Here is a 25,817-nt window from a genome sequence, read left to right on the forward strand (position 1 = left end):
TGCACATGGCAGCGTCAGCGCCAAGAACGCTCTCTCACGTACCCAAAACGTACGCTCAGTACACATTCTTGGCTTGCTTCCTTGCACTGTGCGTGTCTTACCTGCCCCCCTTTTTGAACAGGCTCTTATAGAATAAAGTGTTGCACAACAGCTAGTGCTGCAACGCCAGGGAGTCCTAATAAGCTGGCTACACCTGCCGTTTGTAGATTGAATGGCACGTGTAGCCCAATGCCCTTGCCAAGGTAATCAATCACTGCAAGACCCATCACGCCAAAAACTAAGTTGCGTAACAAAACACCAAAAAAGGACATGGGATTGCGTAAGATTCGCCCCATCACAATGAATAACGCAATGATACCAACTGCAATCCATAATGCATCTTTACTACTGATCATCACAATTCCCTCCCCCCTTATCTCCATCCTTACATTTCTAGAGAGATGAACCGCGTGTAAAAGAAGAATTTACACGCGGGGAATTATGACGATCAGACATATGAGAATGAAGATTGAGTCCGTGGTTTACACCGACTACGATGCGCAACCTCCGTGCAATGCGCATTAACCCCTCAAAGCGCATCTCAGCGGCATTTAATAGATAAATTGCATCATCGATCACACCTACATCCATTGCGTTATTAAATTGCTGTAAAGCAAGCATCCAATCTGCATGAGCCTTTGAAATCTGTTCAAGCAATTCCGCGCGTTGCTCGTCCGAAAATTCATCATAGTCTTCCATATGCCGACCCTCTACTTTCCACTTGATTAGTAGATTATAGTTAGTCGGCCACCCATTTATGACGAAATTACATAGGACGTCTATACTCCATTGCGCGCTTTAATGTCATTTCATCAGCAAATTCAAGATCTCCACCCACTGGAATGCCATGAGCAATGCGCGTGACTTTAAGTTGTCCAAAGCTGTTAGCAAGTCGAGCAATGTACAGAGCCGTTGCTTCTCCCTCGACGGAAGAATTGGTTGCAAGGATCACTTCTTCAACCTTCTCGTCAACAATCCGCTGTAATAATTCGCGAAAGTGAAGTTGATCAGGGCCAATGCCATCCATCGGAGAGATCGCGCCACCTAGCACATGGTATAAGCCGTCATAGGACTTCATCCGTTCGATGGCTATCATATCCCTCGTATCTTGTACTACACAGATCATTCTTTGATCCCGCAGAGGATCCCCACACACGTTGCAAGGGCTACGGTCGCTAATCGCACAGCAGGATTCGCAGATCATTAGCTCTTGATGGATCGTAAGCAGAGCTTGCGCAAATTCCTGCACATGTTCTTGTGTCATAGTAGTCACAAAAAAGGCTAAGCGCTGCGCTGATTTTGGCCCAATACCTGGGAGCCTTTCAAACTGTGTAATAAGTCGTTCAATAGGCTCCGGAAGTTGGCTCATTAAAATAACCCTGGGATATTTAATCCCCTCGTATATTTACCCATCTGTTCTTCAATGAGTACTTCGATTTTTTGATTAGCATCATTTAATGCAGTTAAAATCAGATCTTCCAACATCTCAACATCATCTGGATTCACTACATCTTGTTTTATTTTTACACTTTCTACTTTGCGATGACCATTCATTTCTATTGTGACTGCATCCCCGCTTGCTGTTCCAATAACAGTCATCGTGCCTAGCGACTCCTGCGCCTTGCCCATATCTTCTTGTAATTTTTTAGCTTGTTTCATCAATTGATTCATGTTTTTCATGTTGTTTTCCCCTTTACTTATTCATCTATGACACGAACACGATCTTCACCCAGTAATTCTATCACTTTTCCTACCCAAGGCTCACTCACTTTGCCTACATTTTGATCTGAATCACCGTTTATCATGTGATTTTTAACTCGCTCCCACTCCTCTTCTAGGATCGTTGCAATCACCACGGGGCGCTGTAATCTCTGTTGTAGAACCTCTTCAATGAGTTCCCTGTGCGGGCTTTTTATTACCGTTTCAGCATGTAAAGATGATTTAAAGGCAATGACCAAATGATGACCAAAGACCCCTACCGGACGACCTGCATAAAGCCATGCACGTGTTTGGATACTTGTTCTTTTCATTTCCTCCAGTAGAGGTACCCATCTTTGTTCTAAAGTAGTAAGTAACTCTTGATCTTGTGCATTCATTTGTTTCCCTTGCCATGCATGGCGTCCTTTACTTTGCATGGGAGACACAGAAGTCGACTGTCGAACGAGTGGAGTTTCTTGTACTGGATTCCTTATCTGTCTTTCCGGAGCTTCTTCAGTCGCCTCTTGTGTCCGTTGCTCCGCAATCTGTCTATTTTCCACCCATTGTTTGCGTTCCAGTAATTCTATCCTCTGAACTAATTGTTGTAACTCTTGACGCATGATCAGTAGATCTTCGGATGGAACACCTTGTTTGGATGGTTCTAGAACAGGTTTTTGATCGACAACCGGGTCCATCTGGTCAATGAGCGCAAGCAAACTCACTTCAATATACAACCTTGCCTGCGATTGGAATCGCATCTCTGCCTGTAGATGTCCCATTCGTTCTGCAATTTGAAGTAATATACTTGGTTGCACATGGGAAATTACCACTGCAAAGGTTGGATCATACTGCACGCGATCACTTTTATCGATCTCTACCCCACCACATTTTTGCACAATCGCATCACGTAAATAGGAGAGCGTCTCTACAATCAACTGTGATGGATCCACTCCACGTTCCCAAAAAGCAGAAAGAAGAGAAAGTAACCCCCCGTGGTCATGCGCAAACACAAGGCTACATAGTTCTCCAATCTTTTCACTGGAAACTCCACCAGTCACCTCAGCTACCTGCTCCACGCCAATATGGTCACTTGAGAAAGCTACTACTTGATCTAGCAAAGATAAAGCATCTCGCAGTCCGCCTTCTGTAAGCCTTGCAATAAGCCATAACGCTGACTCTTCTACAGCTACAGATAGCGTTGCCGCAACTTCCTGTAATCGTTGTACAACGCGTTCTACTTTAACCCTGCCAAATGAAAAACGCTGACATCGCGAAGCGATGGTAGCTGGTACCTTATGTAATTCTGTCGTCGCCAATACAAACAAACAATAATTGGGTGGCTCTTCAAGTGTTTTAAGCAAGGCATTAAACGCTTCCGGTGTCAACATGTGTACTTCATCGATAATATATACTTTTTTCTTAACCTCAGTTGGTACATAACGTACTTGTTCCAATAATCCCCTAATCTCATCAATTCCTCGATTGGAGGCTGCATCCATTTCGACAACATCCATGACTGCGCCTGCGTTAATTCCTGTACACGCTGGACAGACATTACATGGTTCAATTCCCTCTGGCTGCTCGCAATTGACAGCCTTAGCCAATATTTTAGCTAAGCTTGTTTTCCCTGTTCCCCGCGGCCCAGCAAATAAGTACGCATGTGCGAGACGATTCATCTCCAATGCATGAATGAGCGTTGTAACGACATGCTCTTGACCTACTACATCCGAAAAACGCTGAGGTCTCCATGCACGATACAATGCCACATAAGACATGGTGTTCACTCCTTGACAGAAGGCAAGATAATCGAAAATGTAGTGCCAAATCCCTTGGAAAAGACGCGTATCTCACCGCCAAACTCCGTTACAAGACGTTGACAGATAGCCAGACCAAGACCTGTTCCATGTTCCTTCATTGTAAAAAATGCGTCAAAAATTCGATCGATCATATACGATGGAATACCTGGACCTGTATCAGACACATCAATGTGAACATTGTGATTCGACACATCGTCATAAGCTGCAATCACAAGCGTGCCTGCACCACTATCTTCCATTGCATCCAAAGCGTTACTCACTAAATTCAGTATTACCTGTTTTAAATGGTTGCGATCAACACATACCAGCGATGTTGTTTCTAAAGCAAATCGACACGTTACATTGCGCAATAGTGCATCAGATTGAACAATCGATGCAATGCTCTCAATGACATCTCTTGGAGTCACAATTTCCAATATCAAATCAGCCGGCTTTGCAAGTAAAAGCATTTGATTGACCAATTGGTTGACTCGATCAATTTCAGATAGCATAAGTTGAATATATACTTGTTCCTTCTGTAATCCAACCGCTGTCAAATCTCGTTCAAGCACCTGCAAAAAACCGCGGATGGATGTCAGCGGATTGCGAATCTCATGTGCAATCCCAGCCGCCATTTTCCCCGCAGTCGCTAATTTATCATGGCGCAATACCTGCGCCTCAATCATCATCAAGTTATCAATCTCACGACAAGCAAATACCCACCCATAAACAAGTTGGTCTCGTTTTACCATATGGGCGTCTACAAGTACATGCATCAATTTATCTTTCCGTTCAAAGTGAACTAGCAAAGACCGATATTCGATCTTTTCACTAAGTGTCTTCTCAAATAAAGAAACCAGTGGTGGAAACTCTCTTAACGCTACAATAAGCGGTTGGGGCGTTTCTACAATAGATAATCCAACCAGTTCTGCAAAGGTATGATTAAATTCCACCATAAATTCGTTCGCATCTGTATATATATATACTATTGGCAATATTGACAATATCCATTTAGTGGCGCTCAATATCGGAATGGGGTCAGATGAATCGCCACATTCCGCATCTAATTCAAAAGTTTTAAACAGACTTGAGAGTTCGGACTGAGGTTTGCACATTCGAATGTTCCCCTTGCTGTAGGACGAGCAGCAAATCATTTCTTCTGTTTAGCCGAACTCTCAGCGCCACCTAGTCAGGCGGGACTGCGGCACCCGCCTGACATCCCTTAGTGCTGCTTCCGTCAGGACCTGACACAGTTCGAGAGCAAGCGTCGCGCAGGACCCAACTAGATGCGCGCTGAGACTTCGGCTAACTATAAAAATGGCGGAGAGAGTGGGATTCGAACCCACGAGCCCCGTCAGGGACTACTCGCTTTCGAGGCGAGCTCCTTCGACCACTCGGACATCTCTCCGCAGGTCGCGTCTATACACAAACGTATATCAACGTAAGCGTCTTTCGCGAAAGAAATCTTGCATTATCATACCACAACTATCAGCAAGAATGCCACCTGTAACAACAGGATAATGGTTTAGCCGTTCAAACGCATAGGCGTCACCAGATGATCCCAAAGCTCCACCCTTTGGGTTCTCTGCTCCATAGATAACATGTGCAATCCTACTTAGTTGGATGGCACCTGCACACATCATACACGGTTCAACTGTAACATACAAGCTACAGTCACTGAGGCGCCAATGTCGCCTTTTGGCTGCGGCAGATTGAATTGCGATGACTTCCGCATGGGCTGTCGGATCCCCTCTCCATTCACGCATATTATACCCATTGCCAAGCAATTCCCCACCACTTGACACCACGACTGCCCCAATGGGCACCTCGCCTAGCTCATAGGCACGTCTTGCCTCTTGTAAAGCAAGTCGCATAAAATACTCGTGATTTTTACCATTCATCATGTTAAATAGACCCCTTTATAACCGTTGACATCTAGTTGCACCACTTTTCACTTCCCTGCATACGCTGTGTAAGACCTGGGCGCATGAATCCCTAACCACCATTGTTGACCATAGGGAACAAGGAGGAATCAAGCATGTGTGGAATTGCCGGATATATCGATTGGGAAACGACAAAACAAGCACAAGATAACACGATACAGCGCATGGGCTTGACTTTAATCTGCCGCGGTCCAGACGCTGATGGCACCTGGAGTGACGGACCGGTCGCCTTTGCTCATCGGCGGCTCATCGTTATTGATCCTGTGGGTGGTACACAGCCTATGGTACGCCATGTATTGGGGCATACCTATGCCATTACTTATAACGGTGAACTATATAATATGAACGAGTTGCGAGAAGAGCTGGAGCTTTGTGGACATACTTTTGAATCTCGTTCTGATACAGAACTTCTTTTACTCTCCTACATCCAATGGGGACCACAGTGCGTTGAAAAATTAAATGGCATTTTCGCCTTTGGCATATGGAGCGAAGCGGATCAAACGCTATTTTTAGCCCGCGATCGTCTAGGCGTTAAACCCCTATTTTATACGGAAAGAGACCACCTTTTTGTCTTTGGATCAGAATTAAAAGCACTACTGGCACATCCTTCCGTTCCGTCAGAAGTAGATCTAGAAGGACTGGCAGAATTGCTTTTGATTGGACCTGCTCGTACTCCAGGGCATGCCGTATTTAAAGGCATTAAAGAACTACGCCCAGGTTATTCATTGCTCTACTCACAGTCTGGTATGACTCTCACGCAATACTGGCACCTAGAAAGTCACGAACACGAAGATGATCTAGAGACCACAGCTAGTACTGTAAGGCAATTATTGCGCGATGCAGTATCTCGCCAATTAGTATCAGACGTACCGGTAGTCACTTTTTTATCTGGTGGACTAGACTCAAGTGCAGTCAGTGCGTTAGCTTCAGAAGAATTTGCTGCTTCATCTCGCGGTCCACTCCATACCTACTCTGTAGACTTTGCCAATATGGACGAATACTTTGAAGCAAACGCATTCCAGACCGGACGGGATACACCATGGGCGCGCCGAGTTTCAGAGTATCTAGGCACAGTTCATCATGAAATTGTATTTGACACACCAGAGCTCATCGATCATTTGACACGACCACTGGCTGCACGTGATTTACCTGGCATGGCAGATATTGATATTTCACTTTATCTTTTTTGCAGAGAGATAAAAAAAGATGCCACAGTTGCACTATCAGGCGAAGCGGCTGATGAGGTCTTTGGTGGATATCCCTGGTTTCACCGCGAAGACGCCTTACAAGCAGACACATTCCCATGGTCGTTACAACTTCAAGAGCGGGTTCGTCTCTTATCTCCCGATTTCCTCGCAAAGCTTAACCCAAAAGATTACGTTGGAGATCGCTACCATGATGCATTGGCAGAAATTCCTCGATTGCAGGGAGAAGAACGTTCAGAAGCAAGACTACGGGAAATATCGTATTTAAATCTCACCCGTTTTTTACCTACCTTACTAGAACGTAAGGACCGTATGAGCATGGCCACAGGTCTCGAAGTTCGCGTTCCCTTCTGTGATCATCGTTTAGTTGAATATGTATGGAACATTCCATGGAGCATGAAACGATTTGATGGCAATGCAAAGGGAATCTTGCGCAAGGCAATCCTTGGAACTTTGCCAGATGATGTCGTCTATCGCCGCAAAAGTCCTTACCCATCTACAGCCAATCCAGAGTATCTTGTCGCTGTTCGAACTTGGATAGAGGAAATTCTCGACGATAAAACACAACCCATTCACGCACTCATTAACGAGTCTGCCGTACGTGACTTAATCCAGTCTAGTTATCATAAACTAGACCATCGCCCTTGGTTTGGTCAAATCATGGCTATTCCACAAATGTTCGACTACTTGATCCAAATAAATACCTGGTTAAAAGATTACGATGTCCACTTGACATGGTAAAAGGATACGAAGATAAGGGTGTATGAATGCCCACTGGCAATGACAACTTCGCTATATAAGATAATAGGTTGTCCGAAATGGGGGCGTACGATCTCCCCATTTCGGACAGATAGGATTAGAAGCGAGAACAAAACTCCTTACTACTTCTCACTTGTTCTATAATTTCTCGCAGACGCTTTGCGCTATCCTGCAGATCGTCGTTTACTACCACAAAGTCATATTGATCTTTATGTTTCATCTCTAGCTCCACACGGCTCAAGCGAGTCTGTATATTGCTGACATCAGAGTCCCGACCGTATAACCGCTGTGACAATTCATCTATAGAGGGTGGCGTAATAAAAATAGTGCAAATATGATCAGGAAAAGCCTTGACCGCATCTGCACATCCGAGCACATCCATATCTGTTATGATGTCGTAGCCTTGTGCAATCGCATACTGAATAGAAGGTAGATGTGTCCCATAATAGTCATTGGTATGGATCTTTTTCCATTCCAGGAATTGTCCAGATTGAATCATCGCCTCAAACTCTTCAATCTGTAAAAAGACATACGGATTCAGTTGGCTCTCTCCTGTCCGCATGGGCCGAGTAGTTGCAGAGGGCATATAATAGACCCCTTTTAAACCCTGTAAAACAATCCCTAGCAACGTGTTTTTCCCTACACCAGACGGGCCTGATAAAATAAAAAAATAACCTGGCCGATCCTGCTTGTCTTCTGTCCGAAATGGAATAAAGATCTCCGGAGCCATCCCCATCCCCCTTGTGTGACTGCCCCTCATGAAAAAGTCCAATGCACGGCAGTTGCTTTACCACATTATGATGGGTATTTGGGAACTCTGTCAACGCCACTTCTCACGGTTTTTTGTGATGAATAGATATTGACTACCCTGCAGCCAAAACTTTTGCTTCTAACTCAGGCATAATGAAAAAGAAGGCCAACAAAATAAAGGTAATTCCCCACCCAGTCCACGCAGCCCCCACTTTTAATTGATCCTTTGCTGGAACTGACGAATTATAGAGTTCAATGAGAATAAAGAACAAAAGGAACACTACTACACCATGGCGGGCAGTCGATTCAGCCACCATTTCCTTACGAAGATCAGGCACTATTTTAACCCCCTACTATCGCAACCTCTTGCTTATACATAATGTAGCTTAGTTCGCACTTGCCAATGGCACCTGCCTGATTGATGTTCAATAATCCTTGCAGAAAGACGATAATGGATGAACAGTGCTGAGCTCAAATAGCACGGATCTTTAACCCATATATAGGTGCTGCTACTCGATCATTTATGATAAAAGGAGCCTGTAGCAGTAGCCATAATCTGTCCCTCTTCATCCATGACATCACAGGTCGTTACATTGATGCGACCACCTGATGAGACTACTTTTGCATTAGCTGTAGCAAATGCTCCACGAATCGGACGATGATAGCGAACATGGAGATCAAGCGTTACTCCAGGACGATGTTTATCCATATAACTGGCTAAGCCCATCGCATTATCACACAAAAGAGCAGTTACGCCTCCATGTAACATATTGGCTGGATTTTTAACTAATTCATTAACAGGTAAACGAATAGAAGTTATGCCCTTATCCACCTCCACTTGTTCCTCTTTAAGAAAATGATGTAGAAAATACAAGCCTGATTGATTTCGATTATCATGTGATGCTTGTGCCGCATGTAAAGCAATCATCAAGTCTTCCATATCAAATGAGGATAACTTCTCCAACAACTCTTGCTTCTTTTCATCAAGGTTGAACTGCTCGTCATTTCTCACTATATCAACTCCCATTTGCTTACTCTGATTAGTTTATTTTACCACACTAAGATCTTCTTCGCAGGAGTGTACCCGCTTACATATAGACCTTTTATTTACTTGGATTGTATTGGTTAATTTCCCGATTATCCACACATACTAGCTCCAATTCAACCGGTTTCCTTTGCACAGCAATCGTTTACACAAAGTTTCAGTTGAACCATAAGAGGGAGGGAGAATATTGAAACAAAATGCAAATGAGGGTTTGAATAAAACCTTTTGGGTCGTATCCATTATTTTTATTTTATTTTTTGCTATGGGTGCCATCCTATGGTGGTTTGATGCCAGTTTAATGCATTCCAAATAAAGGAATATTTTTTGTTTATTAGGGAATCTTGTAAGGTGCACATGATCCTTTGTCTTTAATACAAATGAAACCTACAAAATACCCGTTGGATCACCACTGCTCCTATTGTCACATGAACATGGAGGTAGAACGATGAAGAATAGAACTGGGCCACCACCTACACCGACAAGACAAACACGGCGAAATTTTGCAGCTGGTATGACACTCTTTATGCTGTTTATCATTATAGTCCTGCTATGGGAGTTCAAAGGTTATGTATATCAATTTTTCACAGGTACGCTGTAAAGAAAGGCGGCATAACAGACATGATTAAGCACAGTAGGATGATCAATCAATGAAGCATACACGAATGAGTACATATGCATGGATTGCTGCCCTTAGTGGCACTACCCTCTTATTGCCTGGGTGTGGCGAGCAAGTATTAGTCTTTAATCCTGTGGGGCCTGTCGGAATGATTGAAAAACAGATGATCATTTTGTCTATTATCATGATTTCCATCGTAGTCATTCCTGTCATCGTCTTACTTGCGATGATCATCACTCGCTATCGCGATAAACCAAACAATACATCTCCATATCGACCCGAATGGTCTGAAAATCGCACATTAGAAATTATTTGGTGGGCCGTCCCCATTGCCATTGTAGGCGTCTTAGGTACTTTTACAGTGCAAAGAACATTTGCACTCGTTCGTCCACCTGGCAATACGGATAATCCATTAACGATTCAGGTTACTTCAATGGATTGGAAATGGCTATTTCAATACCCTGATCAAAAAATAGCGACTGTAAACTATTGTGAAATCCCATCCAATCGGCCGATCCAATTTGTTCTCACATCCAATGCTCCAATGAATTCATTTTGGGTGCCTCAATTAGGTGGACAGGAATACACCATGCCAGGAATGGCCATGAAACTGTGGTTAGAAGCCAATAGGCCCGGTGTCTATTATGGATCAGGTGCTAATTTTAGTGGTGAGGGCTTTGCACATATGCACTTTAATGTCGTTGCTCGTCCACAGGGGGAGTTTGATCAATGGGTGCAAAACGTTAAAGCTTCTGCTCCGCCATTGACCGATCGCCAATACGCAACGCTTGCACAACGAACGATTGTACAGCCAATGACATTTTCTACAAATCAACCTGGATTATTTGAAAAAATCGTCTACCAAGATGGTGGTATGTACATGCGACGCGATCTTATGAAAGGGAAAATACACACTCATTCTGGAACGGATTGATTAAAGATAAATTCTATAAATAACCATATTGGGAAAGAAGGTACGACATGCTGCAGAATGTCGAGAATTTTGCAAGTCATTTCTTTGTATTAGGTGACCCGATGATTTACGGCGCTGATGTATCCATCGTCTTAGCAAGTGCAGCCATCGTATTTGTACTCACTTATTACAAAAAATGGGGTTACTTGTGGCGCGAGTGGTTAACAACTGTTGATCACAAGAAAATTGGGATTATGTATATGATTGCTACACTCCTTATGCTATTTCGGGGTGGTGTGGATGCCATGTTGATGCGCACACAGTTGATCATGCCCGGTATGCCTTTTTTAAAGGCACAACATTATAATGAGATATTTACAACGCACGGTACAATTATGATCCTCTTCATGGCCATGCCAGGAGTATTCGCTCTAATGAATATTGCAGTTCCACTGCAAATTGGCGCTCGCGATGTGGCATTCCCATATCTCAATGCAATTAGCTTTTGGATGTTCTTTTTTGCTGCGATGTTGCTCAACCTGTCGTTCGTCATTGGCGGATCACCAGATGCTGGTTGGACCAGCTATGCTCCACTTGCAGGGCTCACTTTTGATAAAGGTCCGGGGGAAAACTTTTATCTACTGGCTCTTGAAATTACCGGTATAGGAAGTATGGCGACTGGAATTAATTTCTTTGTAACCATCATGAAATTACGAGCTCCTGGCATGACATTGATGCGCATGCCCTTATTTACCTGGTCAATTGTAGCTACTACAGTAATTATTATTTTCGCTTTCCCTCCACTTACTGTGGACCTTGGGCTGTTATTATTTGACCGTTTAGCAAGTTCTCACTTCTTTACAATCTTTGATGGTGGCAATCCAATGATGTATGTCAATATGTTCTGGATGTGGGGACATCCAGAAGTATATATTGTCGTTCTCCCTGCATTTGGCGTCTTTTCTGAGGTCGTCGCTACATTTTCAAAAAAGCGTACATTTGGTTATGCATCGATGGTCGCCTCCTTACTTGCGATAGCAGTAATTAGCTTTTTTACGTGGGTTCACCACTTTTTCACCATGGGTGCAGGACCTGGAGTCAATAGTTTTTTTGCGGTTGCTACTATGATTATCGCCATTCCGACTGGAGTGAAAGTATTCAACTGGCTCTTTACCATGTACCAAGGACGCATTCGGATGAACTTACCCATGTTATGGGCAGTGGCATTTATTCCAAATTTCGCAATTGGCGGAGCCACAGGCGTCATGCTATCCGTTGCACCTGCGGACTATCAGTTTCACAACAGTTATTTCCTTATTGCGCACTTTCACCAAGTACTCATCGGTGGAACCCTATTTGGAATACTCGCTGGCATGTATTACTGGTGGCCTAAGATGTTTGGTGTCATTTTAGATGAAAAAATTGGTCGATGGGCATTTTGGTTCTTTAACATTGGATTTTACGTCTGCTTCCTCCCTCAATACTGGCTAGGTTGGATGGGTATGACTCGTAGGATGTACACCTATCTCCCTGGTATGGGGTGGACGATGTGGAACTTTATATCGACGATGGGTGCCTACATGATGGGAACTGGATTTATCCTCATCGTCATACAAATCATCTACAGTATTCTATACGGAGAACGCGATCTTACTGGTGATCCATGGGATGGCCGGACATTAGAATGGTCCCTACCGTCGCCTGCTCCACATTACAATTTTGCTCGAATTCCTACAATTACAGGTCGCGATGCTTGGTGGACGATGAAGGAAGAACAACGAAAAGGAATTACGCATTCGGAAGAAGAAGCGCCACTTAAACCAATTCATATGCCAAATGATTCGGGGCGCCCATTTGTCCTATCTGTTCTATTCTTTATTGCAGGTTTTGCGCTTGTATTTACATGGTATCCTCTGGCGTTTGTTGCTTTTATCGGCATACTCGCGTCACTCGTCATGCGATCATTCGAGTATGACACAGACCATACCATTTCAGTTGAAGAACTACGTCATTCAGAAGCGGCTTATGGGAGGGTGTAACCAATGGCAATGGTAGATTCCTTTATAAAGGCACCATCTACACATCGAATACCGCTTGAATACACGCATGAAGAAGATGCATTGCGGATCTTTGGTTTTTGGATCTTTCTTGCAACAGACTTGCTCCTTTTTGCGAGTCTGTTTGCAACCTACTCCGTGTTATACCGGCATGTTGGACACGGACCCGGGCCATTACAAATTTTTGACGTGACTGGCTTTTCTGCAGAGACGTTTATTTTACTCACTAGTAGCTTTACGTGTGGGTTGTCTACCTATTCCATGCACCGTGGACAGAAAGGCTGGATGATGGCATGGATGGCCGTTACCATTCTTCTTGGCATCTCCTTCATCAGCTTTGAACTCACAGAATTTGTAGGTGACGTAGCACAAGGTGCAACCCTGCAAACAAGTGCTTTTTTATCAGCCTTCTTTACTTTAGTTGGCACACATGGTGCACACGTATCCCTTGGAATCGGCTGGATGACTTTGATTTTTATCCAACTTGCTGTCCATGGTCTAACAGCAACTACCGCTCGAAAAGCTTTTATCGTGAGCCTGTACTGGCATTTCCTTGATGTTGTTTGGATATTTATCTTCACCATTGTGTATTTACTAGGGGAGATGAGTTGACATGTCTAGCGTAGAGCACAGTTTTGACGAACACAACGGTTCAATTAACGGTGGACCACCCGCCGTTGACGATAGTCATGGGCCTTGGAAACACATCATTGGATATGCTATTTCACTTGTTCTCACTGCAGTTGCCTTGTGGATGGTCGTATCCCACGTCGCACTTGCTTCTTCACTCTTTGCCATTATCGTCATACTTGCTGTATTGCAGGCGTTTGTGCAGTTGTTTTTCTTTATGCACATCAATGAAAGCCATGCACCACAATGGCCTTTTCACGTATGGATGCTCACACTCGGATTACTTTTCACCATTACCGTCATTGTTGGATCTATTTGGATTATGAGTTTTGGTTCAGAATCCTATTAACAACAAGAAAGAGCTTGTATCACTCATTTGGCGGTTCCCTAGGCTTCGAAACTATGTTAAATTAGGGAAAACATCGACTGCAAAGGAGAACCGCCATGACTACATATGGATTAGATACCCAATTTAAAATATACGCATCCGGTCTCATGGGTGCCAACTCGTCTCTTCCCGTCTCCTTTTCTGACTGGGAGCAAGCTGCGCGATCCGTTTTGGCAGATGGACCTTTTGGCTACGTTGCAGGTGGTGCAGGCGCAGAGGATACGATGAAGGCCAATCGCGATGCATTTTCTGGTTATGCGATCCGCCCGCGCATGTTGAATGATGTATCAGATCGCGACCTAACAACAACTATACTAGGACAGCCATTCTCCATTCCTTTGGCTTTAGCACCTATTGGCGTGCAATCGATTATTCATCCAGATGCAGAACGGGCACCTGCTCGAGCTGCAGCTGATCTCGACGTTCCTTTTATCCTGAGTACGGTTTCTTCAGTTTCTATTGAAGACATTGCAAAAGAAATGAATCATGCAACGAGATGGTTTCAACTCTATCCAGGTAAAGATCCTGAAGTGATCGATAGTATGATTGCTCGTGCACAACAATCAGGTTACTCAGCAATCGTCGTCACGGTGGATACCACGATGCTCGCGTGGCGGGAATTAGATCTTAAAAATGCATATCTTCCTTTTCTTCAAGGTGAAGGTATAGCCAACTATGTGTCAGACCCTGTCTTTATAAGCCGTCTTAAAGAGTCTCCTAAGGTAAACCCAAGCGCTGCCATTGAACTGTTTTTAAAGATTTATGTAAACCCGGGCTTTACATGGGCCGATCTCAAGCAATTGCGTGACAAAGTAACACTGCCTATGTTTATTAAGGGAATCACTCATCCCGATGATGCAAAACGGGCGCTCGAAATTGGGATGGATGGAATCATTGTTTCTAACCATGGCGGACGCCAGGTAGATGGGGCCATCTCTGCTCTCTCAGGACTCGTAGAGATTCGCAAAGTTGTACAAGATGATGTGCCACTGCTTTTCGATAGTGGCATCCGTCATGCGGCTGACATCGTGAAAGCACTAGCACTGGGTGCTAAAGCTGTTTTACTTGGAAGACCCTACGCCTATGCCATGGCAACAGCAGGTGAACAAGGTGTCCACAGACTCTTAACTCATCTACGTGCCGAATTAGACTTGCAGCTGTCGTTAGCTGGGGTGCGCTCTGTCGCAGATATTAATGAATCACACATTACATCCATTTCACCTAGATAGTCTCATATGATCATTTAGCACACGCGTATGTCTCTCATAGAGATACATACGCGTGTGCTAGTTAATAGATCTATGACCCAACTAATTGTCCCTCGAATTTGCAATAATGTACAAATCCACAAAATCGGCATGTGCTAACACATAATCGATTGGATTGCCCTGCATTCTCTTCAGTAAATTGATAGGTGGTAAAGGTTGGCCGGTTACAAATTGCGAGATTCCAAGCTCTTCAGCCACAGCGACAATGGTAGCGCCCACTCCCTGATCCAATGCCTTACGGGTAATAAAGGTGGCTTCAAATTGCTCGCTTAACTTCTGTATGCGTTCCAAATCTCTTCTATCCTCATCTGACATCGCCTCTTGCGAGAGAACAACGAGTACCCATAACTGCGCCTGTAGCCGATCGGCTAATCGCCATCCTCTTCGAATTAATTTTTCCGAATGTGGACGATGGTTAACAGCCACAAGAATTCGCTCTGTTTTATTTCCTTCAGGGTCATTTTTCTCTAATTCACGATCTAACCGTTGATCCACATCATCTGCAACCTCAAGTAAAGCAACCTCACGCAGTGCAGCCAAATTGCCAATTTGAAAAAAATTATCAAGTGCACGTTGTATCTTATCACCTGTATAGATTTTTCCACTCTTTAAACGCTGTTGCAGTGTCTCTGGTGTTACATCGATCAACTTGACCTCTCGAGCAAGTTTCATAAACCAATCTGGTACACGTTCGCGAACTTTAATCCCTGTAATATGTTCTACTTTATCGTGTAAACTCTCTAGATGTTGAATATTCACTGCAGTGACTACATTAATTCCATGATCAAGTAAATATTCAATATCCTGATATCTTTTCTCGCGTACACTTCCTGGGACGTTGGAATGAGCTAATTCATCGATGAGAACGATACCTGGTTTACGCTTTAAAATAGCTTCAACATCGAGATCCTCATATACTCTATCTAAAAATCGATGCATCCGTTTAGAGAGTATCTCTAAACCCTCAATCTGTGCCTCAGTTTCAATTCGCCCATGCGTCTCTATCAGTCCAATAACGACATCTTTTCCGCGCCGCTTCCAATCATGTGCATCTCGTAACATTTTATACGTTTTCCCAACACCAGGGGCCGCCCCTACATAAATAGTAAGCTGACCTCGTCGTCGAACGTCCGATTTGTACTCTTGTGCTTCCACTGACGATACAGAAACGCGAGCATTATGACCAACTGCGCAAGATCGATCATCGAGTGAAGTAGTGTCCTCCTTCCACCCAACAATTCGTACATCGACATACTTCATATTGCGAAGCAAGTAGCGTACAGGCGCATCATTCCATATATGATTCCATCGTTTTGCATGAGAAGGCTGACCTATCACAACCTGTGTAACATTTAATCGCTCCGCCGTGTCAATGATTACTTTTCCGACAGAGCGATCATTTTGTGGCTCCAAGATCCATTCTGCGGTACAGGATGCTGCCATCTCCCGAAGCTTATCTAGGCGTCCTATATCGCGCTCTTTTAACTGATCTTCCCCTGTATTACAGATAGAGAGAACATACAACTCCGCCTTCATGCGCTGTGCCATTCGAAAGCCGCGTTGAACCAGTTGCAAGGCTCTTGGCAAGTAATTGACGCACACCATAATCGTCTCTCTTGCACCTACAGGACCTGGTATTCGTGAGCGTTCATAAGAACGCTGTAAACGTTCATCGACATCTTCAGCAACCATTCGTAAGGCAAGCTCACGAAGACCAAATAGATTCGATTTACGAAAAAAATGCTCCAATGCTTGGTTGATTTTATCTGCAGAATAAATGCTACCGTCTCGCATTCGCTGTCGCAAGGTCTCAGGGGTCACATCAATGACTTCAACTTCTTGTGCACGTTTGATAAAAGCGATAGGGATTAACTCTTTTACACGGATTCCCGTAATATCTTCTGCTTCCTCGTGGATTCCTTCAATATGCTGTACATTAACTGCTGTCAACACAGAAAATCCTTGATCCAGTAGATATTCAACATCCATATAGCGTTTTGGAAAGGTAGAGCCTGGAGCATTTGTATGCGCTAACTCATCGATGACCACTACCCCTGGCTTTCTAGCACAGATAGCTTGCACATTGACCTCTTCAAAACGTCTACCTCGATAGTGCACAATGCGTCTTGGAATGATCTCAAGACTCCCCAACTGTTCCTTTGTTTCTGGGCGCTCATGTGTATCAATATATCCAATCACTACATCAACGCCACGTTCGCGCAAGCGATTAGCTTCTGCTAGCATCGTGTATGTTTTGCCTACTCCTGGAGCTGCACCAATAAAAAGTTTTAGTTCACTATCTGTATTCCCTGAAATTGAAGTATTTGTGGTTTGTCGAGATTCTCGCGTTTGCTCTTCCTCTTCTCGTTTCAAGCGCCATCACCCGCTTTTTATCGATCATCGTCCAGTACGTTTTACAATCTCCATGTTCAATTGCATTACATTCACCATAGGCTCTCCCCAAATACCAAGTGTGCGTCCTTCCGTATACGTAGCAATCAGTCCCTTTAAATACGAGTTGCTGAGTCCCGTGGCTCTAGCAATGCGCGGTACCTGAATAAGCGCATCTGGTATCGAAATATCAGGGTCAAGTCCAGAAGCAGACGATTCAACCATCTCAGTTGGAATCTGGGAGACCGTTGTACCAGGGTTCTCTTTCAACACCACGTGCAGACTATGGCGAATGGCTGCGATAAGCGCAGGATTAGTAGGCCCAAGATTCGATCCGCCAGAATTATTGCCTTCGTAATGTACAGCAGATGGACGTGGATGAAAAAGCCAAGGTACAGTTGTTTCTTGCGCAATCAATTGTGATCCTACGACTTGTCCTCGCCACATTACCATGCTCCCTTTGGCCTGATAGGGAAAGAGGAGATTGCCTATACCTGTGATGACTAATGGATAGATCAACCCTAACAAAAGAGCAAAAACAATGGTAAAACGCAAAGAACGCCAAAAGTTAATCATTTTTATCAACCTCCACAGACACACCGTCACAAACACATGTACAATGGCTATTTCACTAATGAGCAAATCCAAGTGCTGTAATCAGGAGATCAATGAGCTTAATTGCTATAAATGGTGCAATAACGCCACCTGCCCCATATAACAACAAATTGCGAAGTAACATGGAAGTGGCACTCATTGGACGATACTTGACACCCTTCATAGCTAGTGGGATCAGCATCGGTATAATAATTGCATTGAAAATTAACGCAGATAAAATCGCACTATGTGGACTAGTCAAATGCATGATATTTAAGGCTTGTAAACTAGGAATCATCACAACGAATATGGCAGGAATAATAGCAAAATACTTAGCCACGTCATTTGCAATGGAGAAAGTAGTGATTGCACCACGTGTAATAAGCAGTTGCTTACCTATCGATACAACCTCGATCAACTTAGTTGGATCAGAGTCCAGATCGACCATGTTACCGGCTTCCTTTGCTGCCATAGTCCCTGTATTCATCGCAAGACCCACATCGGCTTGTGCCAGTGCAGGTGCATCATTGGTTCCATCTCCTGACATAGCGACAAGCTTTCCTAATTCCTGCTCTGTCTTAATCAAGCGCATTTTATCTTCTGGTTTCGCCTCAGCTATAAAATCATCGACCCCTGCTTCTTTTGCAATGGTAGCTGCTGTTAATGGATTGTCACCTGTGCACATCACCGTTTTAATGCCCATCTTGCGCAGTTCTGCAAAACGTTCACGCATGCCTGGTTTCACAATATCCTTTAAATAGATCAATCCGTATACATCGTCCCCCAAAATGACAGCCAGTGGTGTGCCGCCTTCTTTGGCAATTCGCTCCGTTTTCTCAATGAGATCGTTTGGGACTTTTTTTGCATGCTCTTCAACATAACGTGAAATAGAATCGACTGCCCCTTTTCGATAGATAGATCCATCCGCTAAATTGAGGCCGCTCATTCTTGTATCTGCACTAAACTCTACATTTTCTGCTTGCGTATACTCTTCTCTCGCTAAATGAATACCTCGCTCCTTCGCCAAATCAATCACTGAACGCCCCTCAGGAGTTTCGTCAAACAAAGAAGCAATCACGGCGACTTTGATTAACTCTTCTTCTGTATGTTTACCTACTGGGACAAACTCACTAGCAAGTCGATTACCAATCGTAATCGTACCCGTTTTATCTAAGATGAGCGTATTCACATCACCAGCTGCTTCTACAGCCTTTCCGGATTTAGCGATGACATTAAATCGAATCACGCGATCCATGCCAGCAATCCCAATAGCGGATAGTAGAGCACCAATTGTCGTAGGAATTAAACACACAAGCAGAGCGATCAACGTCGCAATGCCAATTCGTCCATGGGCCATCGGTTCAAGTGTATCGACTACGATGACAAAAATTAATGTAAGTCCTGCCAATAAAACAGACAGCGCCAATTCATTGGGTGTTTTCTGCCGACTAGCACCTTCTACGAGATTGATCATTTGATCGAGAAATGATTCTCCCGGGTCTACCTTTACTTGAATAATCAATTCATCTGACAATAACTTCGTACCACCTGTGACCGAGCTAAAGTCTCCCCCAGCACCGCGAATCACAGGAGCAGATTCCCCTGTAATGGCCGATTCATCCACACTGCCAAGGCCTTGTAGGACCTCTCCATCAGCAGGAATCATCTCCCCGACCATGACACGAACAATATCCCCTTTACGCAAGGTAGTCGCTGGTACAGACTCATACTCACCCGACTGACTTTTGCGATTGGCAGTGAGATCCGTCTTTGCTTTACGTAAAGAATCAGCCTGTGCTTTCCCACGGCCTTCCGCTACCGCTTCAGCAAAATTGCCAAACAGAACGGTGATTAATAAAATAATGGTAACGACAATATCATACGCTCTTTGCCCAGGATGTCTCACCCCACCAAAAATAACAGGATCAAGAGATAAAACAAGTGTAATAAAGAACCCTATCTCTACGATGAACATGACGGGATTCCTTACAAGAAAACGTGGATCCAACTTTACAAATGAGTCCCATAGCGCTCGCGTAACAATGTCGCCGCTCATAGTCTGCGTAGATTGCTTTGCCATCAAACGATGTCCCCTTTTTCCCCTAATGCCTTGTCAAGTGGCTTAGCATTTGAAACTGTTCGCCAATTGGTCCAATAGCCAAAGCTGGAAAGAAAGTAAGCGCTCCAACAATGACAAACACAGCAACAAATACGGAACCAAATGCAAATGTATCTGTTCGCAAAGTCCCCACACTTTCAGGAATAACCGATTTTTTCACCAAGGAGCCAGCAATGGCAAACATAGCGATAATCGATACATATCGCCCAAGAAGCATGACGACACCAAGAACCACGTTATAAAATACTGTGTTTCCATTTAAACCCGCAAAAGCAGAACCATTATTAGCAGCCGCGCTCGTAAATGCATATAGCACCTCTGTAAATCCATGAAGTCCAGGATTTAACATCGATGATGTCCCAACTTTCGTAATCACGGCAATTGCAGTAGGTACAAGGATAATAAACGGGTGAACAAGCATTGCTGCAGTCGCTAATTTAATTTCGCGAGCTTCAATTTTTTTGCCAAAGATTTCAGGCGTACGTCCAACCATTAATCCAGACAAAAATACGGTAATCATAAGAAACATTAAAATATTTAATAACCCAACGCCATCTCCGCCAAACACAAGATTAAACATCATGAAAAGAAGTGGCACAAGACCGCTAATTGGCATAAGACTATCGTGCATCGAACTGACAGCACCTGTCGTAAATGCAGTTGTCATCGCAACAAATACACTACTTAACGCCGGTCCAAAGCGCCATTCTTTCCCCTCCATATTGGGTCCGGTTAACCCAAGTGCTTGATGAACCAATGGATTTCCAACTGCCTCATTGGCATATACGATAAATGCACCAATCACAAGAATTCCTGTCAATAATACATACAAGACTGTAGCTTGCCGTCGGTTGGCAATGAATTTTCCGAAGGTTGAAATCATAGCAACAGGAATTACGCCCATCGCGATCATTTCTAACACTGAAGTGAGTGCAGTAGGATCTTCAAATGGATGTGCAGAGTTGGCATTAAAAAATCCACCACCATCTGTTCCTAATTGTTTAATGGATTCCAGAGAGGCTACAGGTCCACGTGAAATGGTCTGTGTTGCCCCTTGCAGAGTATGAGCTATTTGGGCGCCAAGTAGTGTCTGTGGTACTCCCATTCCAATTAATACAAGCGAAAAAATTACAGCAAACGGCAAAAGAATGCGCGTGTGGACCTTAATAAAGTCCACCCAAAAGTTACCTAGCGTGTCCGAGCGATGACCAATGAGTCCGCGAACAAATGCTATGGCCGCAACAATGCCCGTAGCAGCAGAGGTAAACTGTAGGTACGTAATCGCAAGCATTTGACCTAAATACGACATTGATTGTTCGCCAGAATAATTTTGCCAATCAGTATTTGTAATAAAACTTGTAGCTGTATTAAAAGCTAAGTCCCAACTCATACCTGGTGCATGGGTTAGATTGAGTGGAAGAACACCTTGTAGGCGAAAGATAAAATATGCAAAAATCATCATCATAAAATTCACTAACATCAATGCTCTAAGATAAGCTTTCCAATCCATTTGTACAGAAGAATTGACTCCAACTAGTTTGTAGAGCAGTCGCTCTACAGGATCAAATGCAGGTTCAAACAAACTTCTAGCGCCCGTAAATACGCGATGAATATATCCCCCAAGGGAAATTCCTAATACTAATACGATGGCAATTACGGCTAAAATCCCAATCGAGCCAACGACTGTCAATCCAAATCACTCCCAATAAACCTGAATTGCAAATATTCTTTTAGAATTTTTCTGGATGGAAAATAACATAAGTTAAATACACAATCATGCACGCTGAGATGACAAGTAGCACCCACATATTGATATCCTCCTAAGCTTTATCAAATGCTCGAAATAACACATACAATAATCCGAACACCGCAAAAAACAATACTAGAGAAATGAGATTCCCCATGACTGTTCCCCCATTTCGCATATGAATATAGTTGTTCCCGTATACATCTACCTAATTCATTAAGTAAACGTGCTATATACTTTGAAATGAATGCAACAAAATTGATTGTACGTCTGATGTACGTAAAAATAATCAATGATAATGGCTATTGTTATGTAAAAAGAATCTAAAAATGCAGGTTACTACTCGTTACCAAAATAGATTTTGCTGGTTGGAATACAGTTACGTAAAATCAACAAAACGATACCCTATTCCAGGCTCCGTCAAGATGAGCACTGGTCGTGTTGGATCATTTTCCAACTTTTTTCGCAAATGGCCAATGTATACGCGTAAATAATGGGCTGTCGCTTCTGAAGGATGCCCACCCCAAACTTTATTCACTAGCTGATGGTGTGTCATTACGCGACCCGTATGAAGAGCAAGTACTTTTAATAAATCGTATTCAATCGGAGTGAGTCGAATCACTTGACCTTGTTTTTCAACTGTTCTACGCGCAATATCAATCTTCACATCGCCAATCTGTAGTAGTGGTTCACTAGTGGTATGCGTAGAATGTCGTAGAGCAACGCGGATACGCGCTACAAGTTCGCCGATGGCAAATGGCTTTGTCATATAATCATCCGCACCAGAATCAAGAAGATGCACGGTTTCTGCCTCATTATCACGAACCGTTACAATAATAATAGGCACCTCTGACCACTCGCGAATTTGTCGTAATACCTCTGATCCTTCCATATCAGGCAATCCAAGATCAAGAATAACTAGATCCGGACGTTCCATAGCCACTCCCACGATTCCATTGGAACCAGTCGTTTCTTCGTGCACTAAAAATCCATGTGACTGTAGTGTTACCCTAAGTAGCTTGCGTATTTGCTGCTCATCGTCAATAACCAGAATTTTGGCACCCAAAGTCGCTTTCCTCACCTTCTCCAATAGGCAGATAAATGATCATTTGCGTGCCATAGTCACCCCTGCGTTTAGCTGAGATCGCTCCTCCATGTGCCTCTATAATTCCTTTACATATGGCCAATCCAAGACCAGTACCAGGAATACGTTTGGCTGACTCTGACCGATAAAACTTATCAAAAACCTTAGTCTCATCTCCCAGTGAAATGCCTATGCCTTCATCGCATATATCTAAAACAACAACGTCATCCTCTACTCTTACATCAATAAAAATCTGACTCCCCTCATCAGAGTATTTAACCGCATTACTCAAAATATTGACAAGCACCTGTTCAATGAGTACATCATCTACATAAAGTGAGGGTAGATCAGGTTGCATGTGTACATTCACTGTACGACTTGTAAGTGGATCTTGTAATTGCCTAAATACCACACCAAGAATGTCCATGATGTCACAAACATGTCGTTGCAAAGACAGCATACCACTTTCGATGCGAACCATGCCAAGCAAATTAGTCACTAATCGATTCATTCTCATAGCACTATCGCGAATGGTAAAGAGTAATTCGCGCTCATCGATGGCACTAAGTACTCTCTCTTGTTCAATCATCCCTGTAACAGATCCAATAATGCCTGCAAGTGGCGTACGAAGTTCATGTGAAATAGAATCGAGTAACACGGTGCGAAGTCGTTCCGATTCTGCAGATAGACGTGCAAGCTGAGCTTCCTTGCCTAACCGAATCCGCGCTATCGTCGTAGCAGAAAGTACAACAAACGCATCGATAAGGCGTTGTTTTTGTTGAATAAGCCCTTCATGCAATGATGTGGTATCGACAACGAAGACTCCAAGTGTCATACTCTCTGTCTGTAGTGGGATATATCTTTTTGAATCGCTAGTATAATCATCCATTTCACGACCAGCAACCTTCCCATGCTGTAAGACGAAACGACATAGTTCTAGATCCAATGGTATACGATCTACATGTATGTTCTTTCTATCTACATGAGTAGCTTCTGATCCAACTTCGTAACTGCCATGTACAGATAACTCTTCATTTTGAGGAAGGACAATCCAAACGGGTAAACACAACGTACTCGCCACATGGCTCACAATAATCTCAACGAGCTCGTCCACATCACTTACGCCAGTTGTTTGTCTACTCAGATCATATAAACCCTCTAACTCTAACTCACGTATTTTGGACTCTCTCACCTGTGCCCTTAGACGTGAAGCAAGTGTTGCCGTCAAAATAGCAACGACTAAAAATACTGCGAACGAGATCAGGTAACGCAAATCACTGACTGAAAAGCTAAATATAGGTGGCACAAAGAAATAATCAAATGCAATAACTCCAACTGCTGCTGCGTAAACAGATGGCCTTAATCCCCATATAACTGCGCTAAATAAAACAGGAAGTAAGAAAAGAAGAGCAATATTGGCCAATTGAAAAGAAAGTCCTACCTTCAACAAGACAAAAGTTAACACTGTTAACGCTAAAGTTATAAGTACGTACGGTTTACTCGTCATCTAATCTGACCATTACCTCTAACCATATATTTGTAGCCTGTCAGTTCACGCAATCCCATGGGCCCACGTGCATGTAATTTTTGAGTAGAAATACCGATTTCCGCACCAAATCCGAATTCATATCCATCTGTAAAACGCGTAGAAGCATTATGATATACAGCTGCTGCATCCACAGTTTGCAAAAATATCTCTGCCGCTTCTATATCTTCTGTGATAATACTTTCCGAATGTCCTGTCCCATATCGCATAATATGGTCGATCGCGTTTTCTAGTGATGGGACAATCTTTACCGCAAGTGTTAATCCAAGGAACTCCGTTGCATAATCCATGTCTGTAGCCAGTTGTTTAACAAGAAAAACTCCTTCTTCGTATACCAGATCGTTATTTTCTAAAATCATATCAGATGCCTCATCCACACGTAATTGTACTCCTAATCTCGCCAATTGGTATGATACGCGAGGCAATACTTGTTTTGCAATGGCCTCGTGAATGAGGACTGTCTCTATAGCATTACACACAGAGGGCCTCTGCGTTTTTGCATTGATGATAATGTCGATTGCCATGTCAATATTAGCTTGTACATCAACATATACGTGGCAATTACCTACTCCTGTTTCGATGACAGGCACCGTTGCATGTTCTACAACATGTGTTATCAACCCTGCTCCACCTCTGGGAATAATAACATCAATGAGACCTCGTGCACGAATAAGCTCATCAATGGAACTACGATTGGTGTTTTGTAATATCATTACAAGATCTGCAGGTAGTCCCACTTCTGTAATTGCCTTGCGCAGCGCATGGATAAGTGCAGTATTGGTTTCAAATGCTTCCTTGCCTCCACGCAATACAACCGCATTTCCGGTTTTTAAAGTTAGCGCAGCCGTATCCACAGTCACATTCGGTCGAGATTCATAAATGACTCCAACCACTCCTAATGGCACTCGAACCTGTTCAATGTACAGGCCATTAGGCCGTGTCCACGCAGAAAGTACTTCTCCTATAGGATCAGCTAAAGAAATGATATCATGTAATCCATCGACGATCGTCTGCATCCGCTGTTTGTCTAATGCGAGTCTATCCAAGCGAGAGGATGGCTCTTTGGCATCTTGTGCACGCTGTACATCTAGCTGATTTGCTAAGAGGATTTCCTCCGATGAGCGAATCAGTTCTTCACCCATCGCGTGAAGTGCCATGTTTTTTTGTTCGGAGGTAAGCGTCAAAGCTAACCTAGAAGCCGCCCGCGCCCGTAATAGTTCATCTCTCAT

The 25,817-nt window shown here is 43.5% G+C and carries 26 protein-coding genes, 1 tRNA gene and 1 other RNA gene; 8 read left to right on the forward strand and 20 right to left on the reverse strand.

Annotation, left to right across the window (positions count from 1 at the left end):
• Positions 1-125: 125 nt before the first annotated feature.
• From MM817_RS04495 to tadA, 9 genes are all read right to left on the reverse strand, one after another.
• Positions 126-395, reverse strand: a complete 270-nt coding sequence (locus tag MM817_RS04495; protein ID WP_241712291.1) for a pro-sigmaK processing inhibitor BofA family protein — start codon at positions 393-395, stop codon at positions 126-128.
• Positions 396-432: 37 nt separating this feature from the next.
• The gene (locus MM817_RS04500; protein ID WP_241712215.1) at positions 433-738 is read right to left on the reverse strand and encodes a DUF2508 family protein; all 306 of its coding nucleotides are present in this window, start codon (positions 736-738) and stop codon (positions 433-435) included.
• Positions 739-805: 67 nt separating this feature from the next.
• The gene (gene recR / locus MM817_RS04505) at positions 806-1,408 is read right to left on the reverse strand and encodes a recombination mediator RecR (protein ID WP_241712216.1); all 603 of its coding nucleotides are present in this window, start codon (positions 1,406-1,408) and stop codon (positions 806-808) included.
• Complete coding sequence (locus tag MM817_RS04510; protein WP_241712217.1) at positions 1,408-1,719, reverse strand: YbaB/EbfC family nucleoid-associated protein; 312 nt, start codon at positions 1,717-1,719, stop codon at positions 1,408-1,410. Before MM817_RS04510 ends, recR begins: the two co-directional genes overlap by 1 nt.
• A gap of 17 nt (positions 1,720-1,736) precedes the next feature.
• Complete coding sequence (dnaX, locus tag MM817_RS04515) at positions 1,737-3,512, reverse strand: DNA polymerase III subunit gamma/tau (protein WP_241712218.1); 1,776 nt, start codon at positions 3,510-3,512, stop codon at positions 1,737-1,739.
• A 5-nt stretch (positions 3,513-3,517) separates the two neighbouring features.
• Positions 3,518-4,648, reverse strand: coding sequence for a two-component system sensor histidine kinase NtrB (locus tag MM817_RS04520; RefSeq protein WP_241712219.1), 1,131 nt, complete (start codon positions 4,646-4,648; stop codon positions 3,518-3,520).
• Between the two features lie 69 nt (positions 4,649-4,717).
• An RNA gene (gene ffs / locus MM817_RS04525) (signal recognition particle sRNA small type) lies at positions 4,718-4,817 on the reverse strand.
• A 34-nt stretch (positions 4,818-4,851) separates the two neighbouring features.
• Positions 4,852-4,941, reverse strand: a tRNA-Ser gene (locus MM817_RS04530).
• A 28-nt stretch (positions 4,942-4,969) separates the two neighbouring features.
• On the reverse strand, positions 4,970-5,437 hold the full coding sequence (gene tadA / locus MM817_RS04535; RefSeq protein WP_241712220.1) for a tRNA adenosine(34) deaminase TadA: 468 nt from the start codon (positions 5,435-5,437) through the stop codon (positions 4,970-4,972).
• Positions 5,438-5,571: 134 nt separating this feature from the next.
• Between tadA and asnB the strand changes: the two genes are divergently transcribed.
• Positions 5,572-7,422, forward strand: a complete 1,851-nt coding sequence (asnB, locus tag MM817_RS04540) for an asparagine synthase (glutamine-hydrolyzing) (protein ID WP_241712221.1) — start codon at positions 5,572-5,574, stop codon at positions 7,420-7,422.
• Between the two features lie 115 nt (positions 7,423-7,537).
• Here asnB and gmk read toward each other — a convergent pair whose 3' ends face one another.
• The 3 genes from gmk to MM817_RS04555 form a co-directional block, all read right to left on the reverse strand.
• On the reverse strand, positions 7,538-8,170 hold the full coding sequence (gene gmk, locus MM817_RS04545) for a guanylate kinase (RefSeq protein ID WP_241712222.1): 633 nt from the start codon (positions 8,168-8,170) through the stop codon (positions 7,538-7,540).
• A 133-nt stretch (positions 8,171-8,303) separates the two neighbouring features.
• Positions 8,304-8,528, reverse strand: coding sequence for a hypothetical protein (locus tag MM817_RS04550; RefSeq protein WP_241712223.1), 225 nt, complete (start codon positions 8,526-8,528; stop codon positions 8,304-8,306).
• Between the two features lie 179 nt (positions 8,529-8,707).
• The gene (locus tag MM817_RS04555; RefSeq protein WP_241712224.1) at positions 8,708-9,202 is read right to left on the reverse strand and encodes a PaaI family thioesterase; all 495 of its coding nucleotides are present in this window, start codon (positions 9,200-9,202) and stop codon (positions 8,708-8,710) included.
• A gap of 220 nt (positions 9,203-9,422) precedes the next feature.
• Between MM817_RS04555 and MM817_RS16880 the strand changes: the two genes are divergently transcribed.
• The 7 genes from MM817_RS16880 to MM817_RS04585 all read left to right on the forward strand — a co-directional run bounded on the left by MM817_RS16880 (position 9,423) and on the right by MM817_RS04585 (position 15,068).
• The gene (locus tag MM817_RS16880; protein ID WP_272879625.1) at positions 9,423-9,548 is read left to right on the forward strand and encodes a hypothetical protein; all 126 of its coding nucleotides are present in this window, start codon (positions 9,423-9,425) and stop codon (positions 9,546-9,548) included.
• Between the two features lie 132 nt (positions 9,549-9,680).
• Entirely contained in the window at positions 9,681-9,833 is a 153-nt protein-coding gene (locus MM817_RS04560; protein WP_241712225.1) for a hypothetical protein, read from the forward strand.
• A 49-nt stretch (positions 9,834-9,882) separates the two neighbouring features.
• On the forward strand, positions 9,883-10,785 hold the full coding sequence (locus MM817_RS04565) for a ubiquinol oxidase subunit II (RefSeq protein WP_241712226.1): 903 nt from the start codon (positions 9,883-9,885) through the stop codon (positions 10,783-10,785).
• A 47-nt stretch (positions 10,786-10,832) separates the two neighbouring features.
• Positions 10,833-12,803, forward strand: a complete 1,971-nt coding sequence (locus MM817_RS04570) for a cbb3-type cytochrome c oxidase subunit I (protein WP_241712227.1) — start codon at positions 10,833-10,835, stop codon at positions 12,801-12,803.
• Positions 12,804-12,806: 3 nt separating this feature from the next.
• Positions 12,807-13,433, forward strand: coding sequence for a cytochrome (ubi)quinol oxidase subunit III (locus tag MM817_RS04575; RefSeq protein ID WP_241712228.1), 627 nt, complete (start codon positions 12,807-12,809; stop codon positions 13,431-13,433).
• A 1-nt stretch (position 13,434) separates the two neighbouring features.
• Positions 13,435-13,800, forward strand: coding sequence for a cytochrome o ubiquinol oxidase subunit IV (locus tag MM817_RS04580; protein WP_241712229.1), 366 nt, complete (start codon positions 13,435-13,437; stop codon positions 13,798-13,800).
• Positions 13,801-13,895: 95 nt separating this feature from the next.
• Entirely contained in the window at positions 13,896-15,068 is a 1,173-nt protein-coding gene (locus MM817_RS04585) for an alpha-hydroxy-acid oxidizing protein (protein ID WP_241712230.1), read from the forward strand.
• Positions 15,069-15,149: 81 nt separating this feature from the next.
• Here the strand turns inward: MM817_RS04585 and MM817_RS04590 are convergent, their stop codons facing one another.
• The 8 genes from MM817_RS04590 to MM817_RS04620 all read right to left on the reverse strand — a co-directional run bounded on the left by MM817_RS04590 (position 15,150) and on the right by MM817_RS04620 (position 25,817).
• Positions 15,150-17,480, reverse strand: coding sequence for a histidine kinase (locus MM817_RS04590; RefSeq protein ID WP_241712231.1), 2,331 nt, complete (start codon positions 17,478-17,480; stop codon positions 15,150-15,152).
• Between the two features lie 24 nt (positions 17,481-17,504).
• Positions 17,505-18,074 (reverse strand): potassium-transporting ATPase subunit KdpC, encoded by a 570-nt coding sequence (gene kdpC, locus MM817_RS04595; RefSeq protein WP_241712232.1) that lies wholly within the window; start codon positions 18,072-18,074, stop codon positions 17,505-17,507.
• Between the two features lie 55 nt (positions 18,075-18,129).
• Positions 18,130-20,172 (reverse strand): potassium-transporting ATPase subunit KdpB, encoded by a 2,043-nt coding sequence (kdpB, locus tag MM817_RS04600; RefSeq protein ID WP_241712233.1) that lies wholly within the window; start codon positions 20,170-20,172, stop codon positions 18,130-18,132.
• Between the two features lie 22 nt (positions 20,173-20,194).
• Complete coding sequence (kdpA, locus tag MM817_RS04605; RefSeq protein ID WP_241712234.1) at positions 20,195-21,901, reverse strand: potassium-transporting ATPase subunit KdpA; 1,707 nt, start codon at positions 21,899-21,901, stop codon at positions 20,195-20,197.
• A gap of 40 nt (positions 21,902-21,941) precedes the next feature.
• Positions 21,942-22,019, reverse strand: a complete 78-nt coding sequence (locus tag MM817_RS17395) for a potassium-transporting ATPase subunit F (protein WP_419723368.1) — start codon at positions 22,017-22,019, stop codon at positions 21,942-21,944.
• 318 nt (positions 22,020-22,337) lie between these two features.
• On the reverse strand, positions 22,338-23,024 hold the full coding sequence (locus tag MM817_RS04610) for a response regulator (RefSeq protein WP_241712235.1): 687 nt from the start codon (positions 23,022-23,024) through the stop codon (positions 22,338-22,340).
• Positions 22,999-24,549 carry a DUF4118 domain-containing protein gene (locus tag MM817_RS04615; RefSeq protein ID WP_241712236.1) on the reverse strand — a complete coding sequence of 517 codons (1,551 nt, stop codon included), beginning with the start codon at positions 24,547-24,549 and terminating at the stop codon, positions 22,999-23,001. Before MM817_RS04615 ends, MM817_RS04610 begins: the two co-directional genes overlap by 26 nt.
• The gene (locus MM817_RS04620) at positions 24,546-25,817 is read right to left on the reverse strand and encodes a glutamate-5-semialdehyde dehydrogenase (RefSeq protein ID WP_241712237.1); all 1,272 of its coding nucleotides are present in this window, start codon (positions 25,815-25,817) and stop codon (positions 24,546-24,548) included. The genes MM817_RS04615 and MM817_RS04620 overlap by 4 nt, the downstream gene beginning before the upstream one ends.

Origin of the sequence: Sulfoacidibacillus ferrooxidans (assembly GCF_022606465.1) — a bacterium.
GTDB lineage: Bacteria > Bacillota > Bacilli > Alicyclobacillales > SLC66 > Sulfoacidibacillus > Sulfoacidibacillus ferrooxidans.